This is a genomic window from Candidatus Saccharibacteria bacterium (genome assembly GCA_016700315.1).
Lineage (GTDB): Bacteria > Patescibacteriota > Saccharimonadia > Saccharimonadales > SZUA-47.
On record CP065013.1, the window covers coordinates 60,752 to 73,428 of the forward strand.

13 protein-coding genes are annotated in these 12,677 nt (G+C 43.8%); all 13 read right to left on the minus strand.

Annotated features, from left to right (window positions below):
- Window positions 1-30 precede the first annotated feature (30 nt).
- The gene (locus IPO96_00335) at window positions 31-987 is read right to left on the minus strand and encodes a class F sortase (protein ID QQS64995.1); all 957 of its coding nucleotides are present in this window, start codon (window positions 985-987) and stop codon (window positions 31-33) included.
- A gap of 31 nt (window positions 988-1,018) precedes the next feature.
- Entirely contained in the window at window positions 1,019-3,802 is a 2,784-nt protein-coding gene (locus IPO96_00340) for a DUF11 domain-containing protein (GenBank protein ID QQS64996.1), read from the minus strand.
- 660 nt (window positions 3,803-4,462) lie between these two features.
- Window positions 4,463-5,821, minus strand: coding sequence for a glycine--tRNA ligase (locus tag IPO96_00345; GenBank protein ID QQS64997.1), 1,359 nt, complete (start codon window positions 5,819-5,821; stop codon window positions 4,463-4,465).
- 9 nt (window positions 5,822-5,830) lie between these two features.
- The gene (locus tag IPO96_00350; protein ID QQS64998.1) at window positions 5,831-6,157 is read right to left on the minus strand and encodes a hypothetical protein; all 327 of its coding nucleotides are present in this window, start codon (window positions 6,155-6,157) and stop codon (window positions 5,831-5,833) included.
- 25 nt (window positions 6,158-6,182) lie between these two features.
- Entirely contained in the window at window positions 6,183-6,866 is a 684-nt protein-coding gene (gene recO / locus IPO96_00355) for a DNA repair protein RecO (protein QQS64999.1), read from the minus strand.
- Between the two features lie 6 nt (window positions 6,867-6,872).
- Window positions 6,873-7,235, minus strand: coding sequence for a hypothetical protein (locus IPO96_00360; GenBank protein ID QQS65000.1), 363 nt, complete (start codon window positions 7,233-7,235; stop codon window positions 6,873-6,875).
- A complete protein-coding gene (locus IPO96_00365) occupies window positions 7,232-7,927 on the minus strand; it encodes a hypothetical protein (protein QQS65001.1) in 696 nt (231 codons plus the stop codon). The genes IPO96_00360 and IPO96_00365 overlap by 4 nt, the downstream gene beginning before the upstream one ends.
- Before the next feature lie 32 nt (window positions 7,928-7,959).
- On the minus strand, window positions 7,960-8,622 hold the full coding sequence (locus IPO96_00370; protein QQS65002.1) for a hypothetical protein: 663 nt from the start codon (window positions 8,620-8,622) through the stop codon (window positions 7,960-7,962).
- Between the two features lie 37 nt (window positions 8,623-8,659).
- Window positions 8,660-9,154, minus strand: coding sequence for a class I SAM-dependent methyltransferase (locus IPO96_00375; protein ID QQS65003.1), 495 nt, complete (start codon window positions 9,152-9,154; stop codon window positions 8,660-8,662).
- 7 nt (window positions 9,155-9,161) lie between these two features.
- Window positions 9,162-9,341, minus strand: a complete 180-nt coding sequence (gene xseB / locus IPO96_00380; GenBank protein ID QQS65004.1) for an exodeoxyribonuclease VII small subunit — start codon at window positions 9,339-9,341, stop codon at window positions 9,162-9,164.
- A complete protein-coding gene (gene xseA, locus IPO96_00385) occupies window positions 9,338-10,456 on the minus strand; it encodes an exodeoxyribonuclease VII large subunit (GenBank protein QQS65005.1) in 1,119 nt (372 codons plus the stop codon). Before xseA ends, xseB begins: the two co-directional genes overlap by 4 nt.
- A gap of 3 nt (window positions 10,457-10,459) precedes the next feature.
- Window positions 10,460-11,539, minus strand: coding sequence for a flippase-like domain-containing protein (locus tag IPO96_00390; GenBank protein ID QQS65006.1), 1,080 nt, complete (start codon window positions 11,537-11,539; stop codon window positions 10,460-10,462).
- Between the two features lie 64 nt (window positions 11,540-11,603).
- Window positions 11,604-12,656 carry a class F sortase gene (locus IPO96_00395; GenBank protein ID QQS65007.1) on the minus strand — a complete coding sequence of 351 codons (1,053 nt, stop codon included), beginning with the start codon at window positions 12,654-12,656 and terminating at the stop codon, window positions 11,604-11,606.
- Window positions 12,657-12,677: the final 21 nt, after the last annotated feature.

Genomic DNA, 12,677 nt, shown 5'->3' on the forward strand with positions numbered 1-12,677 from the left:
ATAAATACCCTTTGTTAGAGAACGACATTATTAAAGTTTTACGGCTTCTACGATTGTTCGCTCTTGGTACTCGTCGTTAGTTTTGTCATACTTGCCAGAGCAGCTCATTACAAAAATAGTGGCTGTCTTCCGTTCTGTCGTTAAGTATTTTGCCATATCAACCTTTTCGAGCGGAACTTTTTCAACAGATTTAATCTGAAAACTAGACTCTACCCCAGAACCGTAGGTAATTTTTATCGTCTCGCCTTGCTCAAGAGTACCAAGATCTGCAAACACGCCTCGGGCTGTCCATCCTTGATTATGCCCAACTAATAGAGATGATCCCTCCTGTCCCGGCACAACGGAGTTTTCGTACCAACCAACATCATTAATATTGCGTGGTGACCCAACGGCACCTTCCTTTGTCGTTCCTACCCGCATTACCCTAGACTTCACCCTTAAACCTTCTATCGTGATGTAGCGTGGCATATTTGCGGCGACAGAGTATGATGCTAACTTATCATTACCAATGGGCGACTCATCGGGTTTGGCATCGCTGGTTAAGCCTTCGGTCGAGTCACCGAGAACTGCACTATTAGTAACTTTGGCTATCTCCGCCTTTAGCTCATTGCTTTGCCTGTAAGACAATCCTACAATTAATAGCCCAGCTATCATTACACCAGCAGATAAAACCTTTGTGGCTTTTTTTGAGGACAATTTCCTTGTCTTTAATCCGCTTTCTGCAGCAAGTTTTGTCGGCGGTTCGCATGACGCGTTAGTTTTTCTCAATATAGCCGGCTGCGCTTGTGTTACACCGACTATCCGCTGTGCTGATTCAGCCATGCTTATTGTCACATTACTATCAGGGTTCGGGCGCTTTACTTCTGGTTTTAAAGTTAAACCATAATCGGATCTAGCATTGCCATTGGTAAAAACACGACGCTTAAGACCAGGGCTATCTAGGTATACCCTTTTACGGCCTAACTGAACGCTACTTTTTATATCCATTAATTTTATTTGTTTTTAATTCTTTTGTTTTTTACTGACGTTTGAACGAGTGATTGTAAGCGGCGTATCCCGCTACAATTAGCAGTAAACCCAGTGGTATGAAAGTGTTAGTATCTTTAATAATGTTCTTAAAGCCAGTATTTGCTACAGACTCAACTGAAAGGCTAAGCACAGCTTCGCTATCATTATTTGTCGAGGTAGAGGCGGTATTCACTGTAGCAAAAGTTGGTACTTGAAGTAGGTTTGTCTCTGTTTTCTCACCAGTGGCCGGCGATATGTAACCAAGATTGTGCAAACTCGTATCGATTGCTGCATTGTCGTCAATCTTAACGGTAAGGTACAGTTTTCGCTCTGCACCAACTCCTAAGCTTGAACTACTTGTACAAGTCAGCGACGATCCGCCAGCAACACTCGAAGGCGGAGAGCACGTAAAGCCAGCGTCTGAATCACCGTGAGGCTGTGTAGCACTAAAACTCAAACCAGTTGGCAGCAAGTCAGTCATTGACCATCCAGCCACTGCCCCGCTAGGACCATTATTTTTACCAACCAGTTCGTACTGCAAAGTTTGGCCACGTTTGTATGGCCCTGCTGTGACCAATCTTTTGGTAATGGTCAGATCGATTTCACCGACCACCAATCCAGCATCAATTGTGGGGTTAATTTGCTGAGCTAGTGTTACCCCGTCTCCAGGTACGACAGCTCGCATATTTGTTTCATTCTCGCCAATTACAAATGTATTTGTTAGCCCAGTTGCTGCATCAGCATTAGAATCGTTTGCTTCTGTCCCACTGCTCACTTCCTGAGCCGTAAATGAATAGTTAGCGGGTAGATTACTAAATTTGACCGAATAAGTCCCTGCATAGACTTCATCAAAAACATAGTGTCCGCTAGCATTAGTTGCAGTAGTTGCAATCACGTTCTCAGCAGTGTCTAAAAGCTCAACAGTTACATTATTAACTGGTAATTCTCCAACGTCTTGAATACCGTTATGATTATCGTCATACCAGACATAATCACCAACCCCAAAAATCATTGAAACTATTAGATCTTCTTCGGAGTCATTGTTGGTTGTAGAAGTCGTCGTGTTTGTGGCAAATGTTGGCACTACTAGCGGATTAGTCTCGGCAATATCACCCGGAGCTGGAGAGACATAAGTAACGTTTTTAAGAGCAGAATTAAGTGGAGCGTTTGCATTTATTGTCACATCTAGAGCCAGTTTTCTTTGAGCTCCTGGAGCAAGGCTAGCGTTGTTGGTGCAAGTTATCGAATTTCCACCAGTTATACTGCTCGGTGCGCCGCAGGTAAAACCTGCGTCAGATGCGATATTTGGTTGAGTGACTGCAAAAGTTAATCCTGTAGGTAATAAATCAGTTATTGACCAGTTTGCAGCAGCCGCGTTAGGGCCATTGTTTGTTACAACTAGGTCGTACCGAACACTATCCCCTCTAATGTACGGACCCGCATTGAATAAAGATTTAGTAATTTTTAGATCCATCTCTGGACTATTTTCGTATATGCCAGCGTCTATTGTTGGGTCTATCAGTCCAGCATCTATTACGCCATCAGCCGGTATTGGAGCGCGCATATTTGGTTGACTATCATCGAGAGTAAAATTAGCTGTAATACCAGTGCCTGCTGGATTCGAGTCGTCTGAAACAGTGCTTCCAGGAGCATTTTGTGTAGTAAAGACATATCCAGCCGGCATATCTGAAAACTTAATTTTGTAAGTACCAGCTGAGAGTCCGTCAAAAACGTAGTGCCCATTTGCGTCGGTTACGGTACTGTCAAGCACGACGTCTGAGGTACTAAGTAACTCAACTGTTGCACTGACTACAGCGGCTTCGCCTACGTCTTGAATTCCATCTTGGTCAGTATCATACCAAACGTAGTCACCTACTGCGTATAAAGGCTCAGCAGTTCTATTAGCTGACAGCGCCCGATTACCGCCAGAACTACCGACATATTGGTCAGCCCCACCTGGTGGGTTGATAATCTTATAAGTGGCAGGTGAGCTAGCGACGTTAGCAGTAATCGTGACTGGTCCGCCACTTGAGGTAAAACTAAAATTTAGGATACCGCTAGCGTTTGTAGTGCCGCTAGATGGCGTGACTGTTCCGCCGCTCGCCGATAAAGTAACTGTTGCGCCAGCGATTGCTGCGTTAGTTGCCGATTTTAACATCACATTACCTGGAGTACTGCTACCGGACCAGCCTGGAGGTGTTGGAGCGTTTACAGTTAATTTCCAAGCGCCATACTGAGTTGCGGCTTCGGCGTCCATACTTTGCGCTAGAGAATTTACTGTAGAACTTGAACTTGCATTCAGATTCGGCACGATAATATGACCGCTGTCAGTGCGATCTTTGGCGTAGTAATGCCCCAGCATCCACACGGCTGCAGCCCTGTTGTTATCACTGGTATCACCCCATTTCCACAGAATGTATGAATACTTTGGCGTAAGCGCTACCGTATTGCCATTCTTGTCTATGAGATTTGACATGATCGTGCCGTTGCTTGTAGCAATCGGGTGACCTAGATCATCTCGCAAACAATAAGTCAACCACCATGACGTAGCAGTTGTTCGCACAGAGTATTGACCCATCCATCTAGACTGATTCCAGCCTGCACTGTCTTTTACTGTCAACCTTCGACCAGCGCAATAGGTTGAGCTAGCGTTCGGCGACCCAGGAGTACACCACGCCGGTTGAGAACTAAAAGGGCCTGCGTCTCCCCTGCTATGTTGTTTTTGTAATATAAAAATGCTCGCAGCAGAAAAAACTGCCACGAACAAGGCGCTATAACGTAAAACTTTTTTCATTCTCATTTTTAAGCCTTTTTGATTTTTACTGTTTCTCAGTATTATTATAATCACTAATTATCGATGGTCAAACTTTATCCACAGGAAAGATTGCTTTTTTCAAAGGTTTTTATAACAGATTATTAAAGTCTAATATCATAAGCTCAGGCGAGCAGCTTAACATCTTAATAACCAGCAATGGCAGTATGTCCGATCGACCTTGGCCCAATTGGGAATATAATTATCTCTGCTGACTTTCCGACCTCCCAGGCATTTTTTACTTCCCTTACATCTCTTTGGGATCAGTCTGGTACAATACCCTGCTCATGACAAAAGTTTAACCACTCGTGTGCGCCCATAGAGACACTAGTTATCATACTCCTAGGTGCTTGCCTGTCGTAAAGTTTCATTTTTTATCCTTTATTTTAGTAGTTATGCTTATGTAATACTCCAAATAATTATAGATATCAAGTTGAAACTAATAAAAAACAATTCCACGTAAAAAAATCTACAAAAACTTTAGAATATTTTAGTATTAGCCACAGTTTTTGCCTACTATAGCGTTGGGTTTTCTTTATCCATTATGACGCGTTTAGTCGCGTCGACTTACGTTGGAGCATACAACACACATAAACAGATATAGGCTTAGCCCTATAGCGTTACCTTAACTGGCTATCCTAATTAAGTTAAGTCTTCGGGCCTAACTCTTTGCTGCTCTGTAGAATCACGATCACGAACAGTGACACTGCCATCTTCAAGGCTTTGAAAATCAACCACTACGCAAGCAGGTGTGCCTATTTCATCCTGACGACGATAGCGCTTCCCAATGTTACCGTTGTCGTCCCACTCACATATGTATTTTTCGCTTAAAAGCTCGTACAGCTCGCGGGCCTTAGCTACAAGTTCTGGCTTGTTCTTAAGCAGCGGAAAAACAGCATACCGAACAGGCGCAAGCTCTGGCTTTAGCTTAAGCAGTGTTCTAACTTCGCCGTTTTGGAGCGTCTCTTCTGTATAAGCGTCACTTAGTACAGCTAGGAATATGCGCCCCATTCCAGCCGACGTTTCTAGCACCCATGGAATGAATTTTTCTTTAGTTTGTGGGTCAGTGTAGCTCAGATCAACTCCAGAAAACTTCGTGTGCTGGCTTAGATCGTAATCACTACGGTCGTGGATTCCCTCTACCTCGTCAAAGCCTAGACTTGGATAATTGTATTCAATGTCCCAAGCATCCTTTGCATAAAAAACCAGGTTCTGGTGCTGTGTTAGCCTCAGATTCTCTTCCTTTATTCCCAGACTTAGGTACCAGTTCCATCTGTCCTGCTTAATCTTTTCGTAAATTTCTTTATTCTGATTTGGTTTGACGAAATATTGGGTGTCCGCCTGCTCCATTTCGCGCGTTCTAAACAAGAAATTCCTAGGACTAATCTCATTTCTAAAAGCTTTACCTATCTGGGCAATGCCAAAAGGCACCTTCATGCGCGTAGTATCAATGACGTTTTTAAAGTTCAAGTAAATTCCTTGACAAGCCTCTCCGGGTAGGTAAACTGGCCGCTCGTCATGACCAGTAAAATCCCCAAGATTTGATTTTACTAAAAGATTAAAAGCCTTAACTTCTGTAAAATCTTTTTTGCCGCAGCTGGGGCACTTTATTTTTTCACGATTGGAATCAAAAAGTTTATTTAGCTGGTCTTCGGTCATTTTTTCGTCGGCAACAACTCCAACGACAGTAAGCTCTTTGTCTACTCTAATACGGGTGTGGCACTGCTTACATTCGCTTAGCGGATCGCTAAATCCGCCGACATGACCACTTGCCTCCCAGACTTTTGGGTTTTTAAACATTGCGGAATCGATACCAACCATATCCTCGCGGTCATGAACATTACTCTTCCACCAAGATTTTTTAATGTTGTTTAGCAGCTCTACTCCATACGGTCCGAAGTCATATAGACCTGCCTCACCCCCATATATCTCACTGCCCGGATATACAAAGCCGCGACGCTTGCATAAGGAAATTATTTTTTCTAGAGTTACATCATTCATTAAGGTGTATTATAAACCAAACGCAAACTTTATACGACGCAGTATGGAGACATTTGGCACTTCATGAACACAGAAACTACTCTGCGGAGGCCCTATGATGCAGGTTGGCTCTTGTGCGCGAAGCTTAGAAAGTCTCCTGCTCTCAACCGCATGATCAATCACACATAGTCTCTCTAAGCCAGTTCGTCGTACAATCCGGGGCGGATTTTCTTCACCGACATGTTCAATAGGCGGCATTCGCTTTTCGAAATCCTCTGGGTCGAATAAGCCAGCAACCAGATCAGGCCTGGCACCTTCGCAATTTGCTAATAATTTTACACAACATCTATCCGACACTCGCACTATTATATTATTCGTACTGCTATAATGAAAGACTTACTAGCCTTTCGAACAAATTAGTCGCCTTAAAGCCTTCATCAATGCTAATACTTAAACGATTTAATCTTTGAACGTCGTATTCTTGAGCCAGCCTGATGATTTTTATATCTTTTGCGGTAAAATCACCGGCACTACTTAATACAAAAGCCTGTGCTAGAAGATCATAATTATATGTCTTGTTCAGTTCAAGTACTTTGCCGGTAGCCTCTTTGTATGCATCAACATTTCGCCCGTTCAAGTTAAGCCAGCGTGAATAGAAATATAACTTAGCAGCCCACAATTTAGAAGTTTGCTCGTTCAAAAAACTAATTGTGTTTTTAAGTAGCTCATACAGGTCGCCGTCAGCAGAAGACTCGATGTGCTTATTGTACAGTTTTAGCACCTCATACAGCCACATTGTTTTCTCTAGGTTTTTAGAGATATTGTCATAAACTCGTTTACTACTCGCTCCTACCAGAGTCTTAAGTTCTGAGCGGCCGTTAATGAATACTATGTCGGACACGCAAAAAAGCTCGATTCCACCTGCCATTTTGCTTTTTGGTTTTCTTGCTCCTTTTACTAGGCAGCTAATTTTTCCAAACTTGGGGCTAAGAAAGGCTACGATCCTATCCGCCTCGCCATAGTCTCGTCTCGACAAAACAATTGATTCAGTTTGTTCGCGTTGCATCTTCTATTAGGCCTGGAGCTCAGCAGTTACTCTTTTTAGGTCTGCTAACGTAGTATTGGGTTTGTATAAGTATCTTGCCACTCTAAGTCGTTTGAAGTTTTTGGACTGTAGAACCGCTGAGCTAATAAATGTGTTAGTTAGTAGCACCACTATTAGATCAGAAAGATCAGAGTAGCTGCGAAGTTCGTTTAAGATGTCAAAACAATTGTGATCACCAAGTTGATACTCGCATATCAGAAGATCAACTTTTTGATTATCCAATGTTTCAAATAGTTGCTCAACGCTTTCCACTGTAATTACGCTAGAACCGATATACTCGGTTATTGACGCAGCTTGAATTGGGTCTGGTTCAAACAAAATGGTTGTCATACTATTTTCAGTTGAGCACTTGGCATTAATGTCATGCTGTAACCCGACCCAGCAGTAGATGAGATTAGTTTTAACTTACCGTTCATAGCGCATAGAAGTTGGTTCGCAACATAAATACTTGCCGTAGGACCACCCCCAGCAATGTGAGACAAATCCGCACTGTTTTTGTGCTTCAAGCCATCAACACTTATTTGCCAAAGCGCCTGTTTAATATCGGCAGAACTTATAATCTTAATGTTCGGACAGTTATTTTTTTGGCCAACATAAATCATGATTTTTTGAACTTTGCTAAAACCATAGCCAATGGTTGCAATCGTTCTCAATAATGTTCTGAGTACGGCGGTTAGCGCTTCAGGATTGAGCATGGCATTGTTTTTGACCCTAAAGTCGGTAGTAACTTGGCAGCCATAGCGCCTTATAAAGCTATGGCTCAAATTGATCGCATCGTAAACAGCTGCCGAAGGTGATTGAGCAACCAGCGGTAGCTCTAGTTGATTCAACCCACTGCGCAGTCCCAGCAACAAACTATCTATGTCATTCATCGCGCTACGAGCCAGTAGCTCTATCTGCCCAAAAGAATCAAGGTTTTTTGTATGTCTAGCCAACTCGGCAGTGTAGGCAATCTGCATCAGCGGCGTCTTTAAATCATCCGCCAAAGCCCCTACTATATAAGTTTGATCAATCTTGTTCACCTTACCCTCAATTATTACTAATTATACTTTAATTAGGGTACGAAGGTTAGGCTTTCTAGCACTATGTTGTCGAAATCACTGGCGAATTCTTTGCTTTCGCTATAAATAAATATCGTTTTATCACGTAGCGGCAGTATTACCATAGATCCCACTTTACGAGAATCGACTTCCCCGTCTAGTCTTGTGCCCAGTATCGATGGCACTAATTTGGCCCGGTACGGCATTGCTGTCAGCTTACCGCTTTTAATCGAGGATTTATACGACTCTAGTGTTTTATCGTAGTTCTGATTCGTTACTCTAACTTTCAGAGCATAAGAAAAACTATCGCTAACTCCCGATGACGGTATCAAGATTGGATGAAAAGTGGCATTGACAGGAGTTGAGGCACTTGGATTGGTAAGGCCGCTCCAGGTTTTGGGATAAGAGAAAGTAATCTGGCCATAGGTTGGGTCGCCTTGAAACTGCCGTGTAGGCTGTTTCTCTTTTTCGGCAAACTCTAGTTCCTTTTTGCTAGCTTCTTGTTTCTTGGCAACTTCTACGGCCTCGGCTATTTTCTTATCAACACTTGTTTGTAAATCCTGCTTGCGAGCAAAAGTAAAAGCACCAAAAACGCTACTGACAACAAACAAAACACCTAAAGTAATAGCTACGACTAAAGTAGCTGCTACTTCCCCACGATAATAACGCTTGTGCATATCTGTAATATTACTTGAGTTTAAATCGCTATGCAAGCTAGTTGTACATGTAAAGCAGCATGCCTTGCCTCTCATCAGATATGCTTTTTTCAGGTATCCTGAAAGCATAACTAACAAGTTTAACCGGCTTAACCTTACATTCGTTTATAATTTTTTTGTGCAATCTCTGCATAAACCTTGTGTGCAGAAATACAAATATGCCATCTGCATCGGAGACGCTGGTAGTCCAAAAATTACCCCACCTTACAGTTACGAGCTGGCCATAACGGCGGGTTCTGAGCCACGCGATTATCACTAGAAACAAGTTTATTTCTACTCCTACGGCTTTAATTCCTTGTTGTGCAGCTAAGCTCAGGATTTTACCGTCACCGCAACCAAGATCAAATAATGTTTGACCCTTTTTTAGATCAAGCATTTTAAGCGCCACTTCAGCTTGTGGCCTAAGGGTCGGCAGGTACGGTGCTCCGACAAAAACCACGATTCCGAAAAGCAATATGACCGCCAAAACTATTATTAATATCAATGCCGGCATATCGCCCCTAGGCCTTCTTTATCTTCTTGATTTGTAGCTCGGCTTTCGCGATCCGTTCATTAAGCTCGGCAATGAGCTTCTGCCCCTGTTTAAATTTATCAACTGCTTCGTCTATATCAACCTGATCTGACTCAAACCATTCAATTATTTGGTCTAGCTGAGCCTGCAATTCCGAAAAACTCTTCATGTCGAACTAATTGTAACCGACACATCACCATCTGCAAAACTAAGATCAAAACTTTTTTCGTTTTTAGCTTTGACCGCGGAGACAATGTACTTGCCGTTTTTTCTAGCCAGAGCATAGCCGCGCCGCAAAACCGCTGCCGGGTCAAGAACCCGAAGCGCCTTGGTGCTAGACTCTATAGCTTTTCTTTTGTTGCTAAAGATCCTATCGACAACCGCATTCAATACATCAGTCCTAACACCGATCCAGCTGCTGTTAGCGCCAATACAGCCAATTAAACCTTGTCTCAACCAGTCATTTTTGTTTGCAAGATTTTGGATAAAGTCTTTCTTGTCGGGTAGTAGCAGCTCGGCCGCATTACTAGGAGTACTTGCCCGTGCATCAGCCGCAAGCTCTGCCAAGCTAAAGTCACGTTCATGCCCTATTGCCGCCAAGGTTGGTATGCGACTTGAGGCCACAGCCCGCACAACTCTTTCATCATTAAATGCAGCCAGATCATCGGCACTACCGCCGCCGCGAGTGATCACCACAACATCCGCAGGCTGTTCGGCCAAGTTAGATAAAGCTATGGCCTCGATAATTTGTGCCGGCGCATCGACGCCTTGCACCAAAACAGAATAAACCTCGATTTCTGCAAGCGGCCAGCGACTCCGAGCTATTTTTATGAAATCACTGTATGCGGCTGACTCATCGGATGTCACTAGTGCTACTTTCTGCGGCAGCAGTGGCAGCGCTCTTTTTCTCTCGACAGCAAAAAGACCTTCGCGCTCTAGCTTTTTTTGTAGCAAACTTGCCGCTTTTACAATCGAACCCTCGCCAACCGGCCTGACAGAACTTAAGTTGGCCGTAAAGCCGAATTGTGGGTGCAACCTCGGTGCAACCGTAACCTCAACCATCATTCCGTCTTCCAGCGGCCCCGGCAGCATATAGACTGTGCCAAAACAGTGTAGCTTGGCATATTCATCACGCACATCAAAGTACAGCCATTTCCCCTTAGCAACACGAAAGTTAACCAGCTCACCAACTATGGTCATCTGCGGATAGACCATTTCTAAAGTCTGGTTAAGCAAACCTACAGCGTCACTAACACCTAAAATAATGCTTTCTATTCCCTGCACCTGCTAAACCTCTTCGTGAGATTCAATATCTTTTTCTAGCTCATAGATTTGGCGGTTGTTCATGTTGCGATGATAGAAATAGTAGCCAATTGGCAGACCGATTAGCATCGTGATAACTCGATAGACGACTGTCGCCGATAGTGCCAAAGCCTTGTCCACACCACTGGCCGTCATGACCGCCGTCATTAGGCCTTCATAAACGCCGACACCACCAGGCAAAATCGCTACCAACCCAGCTAGGTTGGCGATGGCGTAGGCAATTATGAGTCCACCTGGGTTGATGTATTCTCCGAATGCAACGTAAGCTGAATAAATCGTCAATATTTCTGTAGTATTTATCAAAAGCGCCCACAAAAATGGACGCTTTAGAGCACTCTTGTCAGCCATCAGACTCATGTAATCTCGGTGCATCTCATCGAGCGTTTTCTCGACTTTAGCTATGCTGATCGTATCCTTTTTGTTCTTTCTAAATAACCCTACGACTCGATTAACGAAGCGCGGCAGCCAACGAACAAAAGCTTTTATGCGGTTTGAGTCACTAATAATGTAAATCGAAAGCAGTACACCAAAAATTGTCAAAAACATCACGCTGCTAGCTATCAAGATTGTAAGCGGGTTGGTCTTTCGTCTGAGCGCCAGCACAAATAAGCCGAAAACCAGAAGAAGCAGAAACGAAATAAAAGTGAGAGCAAACCGAAGTAGCTGCGCCAAAGTACTTTGTGCAGTGCCAATACCCTCTTTTTTGAGTCTCAAGCTCAAATAGCTAAAACCACTGACACCGCCACTTGGGAAAACGTGATTTACAAAGTTTAGCTCCATGGCAATTTTGAAAGCCGTTTTTGGCTTTAGCGCCTCACCTCGAGCTTTGAAGAAGTCGCCGTACAACCTACCGACCGCGTAATAACCCAAAAACTGGAGTGGGATCATTAGCAGTAACGAAAAAGTATCGAGCTGCCCAAGCTTACTGAAGGCATCGACAATGGCGTGCCGACTAACAAAAATAAGTACCAGCAGCGCCAGACTAGTCAGCAGATTAAGTAGGAGCTTAATCCTTTTTGTTTTTTTGGTTTCTTTGATATCCATCAGCTTGAATTATAAGCCACACCCTCTACCACTTCAATCAAAACTCTATTTGATTATCACGGAGCTATATTTTTTCTGCGAAAACTACAAGCCTGTCCTCATAATGATCACCACTAATTTTTCCTGTACAAGTTACCAAATTTAATCCCTGTTTATCCCGAGATACAGAGCTATATAGATCGACGTTTGCCTCTCCAGCCTTGTATGTCTGACTTCTAACAACCACATACGTGTACGTTTGCCCTGTGACGTCTGTTACTACTATCTGGTCGCCCGCAGCTAACTTGCCGAGATTATAAAATATTCCTGGTTTAGTCGGGCCGTGCACATGCCCGTTTATCACCACAACTCCCTTATCTTCAGACGGTTTGGCGCTGTTATTTGCCCAGCCCACATTCCATATATTGCCCGGTACGGCTAGCGCGCCGGATTTTGTAACTCCAACAGCTTGCACGTAACCAGCTATACCTAACTTTTTAATACTAATTTTTCTAGGACGAGAACCATCTGCTGACTTGTAAGCCCCAGCTGGCTTTGTTTCGTCAATTTTACTGCGGCTCAGATCTTCGTTCTGTTGGACGTCTTCTGTTTCCGTCGATTCACCGAGAACTGCTGTTTGATCCTCTGTGGCATAAGCAACTTCTGGCACTGCCTCAACTTTTCGCAAAGCCTTTTGGTATTGCAGAGCCGTAAAGCCCAGAAGCCCGCTCATAGCGAATGCCAGTACCACCGCCAGGTTTGCAACTTTTTTTGACCTACTGCGCTTTGGTTTTTTTGGTGTTGTGCTTAACTCGGTGGCTGCTACAGTTTGAATGGGTTGAGGTCGCCGAACAGTTTTGGATGCTGTTTTTCCAACAGGCATTGTTGCTGGCAACGCCGCTGGCACGAGCTTGGCTGGCTGACGATAAAATCGGGCGTAGTTTTCACTGCTACTGTTGAGTCTTTTTTTGCTGACTACAATATCCTGAAGGTGATGAGTTGGCCTGGATTTTGGCAAACTGTAAACTAGCCCTGCCCGACTAACCCTTTGATCGCCTAAAAGGCGGCGCGCACTCGAAGAATAGTCCAGTACTGCAGCTGGAGTCGAAACAGATTGTCTTTGCGTCCGAGCGTCCATATTTTTGGGCGCGTCCTTTTT

Excerpts from the sequence above, each read along its gene's own strand:
- IPO96_00335 (QQS64995.1), bottom strand. The coding sequence starts at position 987 with ATGGATATAAAAAGTAGCGTTCAGTTAGGCCGTAAAAGGGTATACCTA.
- IPO96_00345 (QQS64997.1), bottom strand. The coding sequence starts at position 5,821 with ATGAATGATGTAACTCTAGAAAAAATAATTTCCTTATGCAAGCGTCGC.
- IPO96_00370 (QQS65002.1), bottom strand. The coding sequence starts at position 8,622 with ATGCACAAGCGTTATTATCGTGGGGAAGTAGCAGCTACTTTAGTCGTA.
- xseB (QQS65004.1), bottom strand. The coding sequence starts at position 9,341 with ATGAAGAGTTTTTCGGAATTGCAGGCTCAGCTAGACCAAATAATTGAA.
- IPO96_00390 (QQS65006.1), bottom strand. The coding sequence starts at position 11,539 with ATGGATATCAAAGAAACCAAAAAAACAAAAAGGATTAAGCTCCTACTT.
- IPO96_00375 (QQS65003.1), bottom strand. The coding sequence starts at position 9,154 with ATGCCGGCATTGATATTAATAATAGTTTTGGCGGTCATATTGCTTTTC.
- recO (QQS64999.1), bottom strand. The coding sequence starts at position 6,866 with ATGCAACGCGAACAAACTGAATCAATTGTTTTGTCGAGACGAGACTAT.
- IPO96_00340 (QQS64996.1), bottom strand. The coding sequence starts at position 3,802 with ATGAAAAAAGTTTTACGTTATAGCGCCTTGTTCGTGGCAGTTTTTTCT.
- IPO96_00395 (QQS65007.1), bottom strand. The coding sequence starts at position 12,656 with ATGGACGCTCGGACGCAAAGACAATCTGTTTCGACTCCAGCTGCAGTA.
- IPO96_00360 (QQS65000.1), bottom strand. The coding sequence starts at position 7,235 with ATGACAACCATTTTGTTTGAACCAGACCCAATTCAAGCTGCGTCAATA.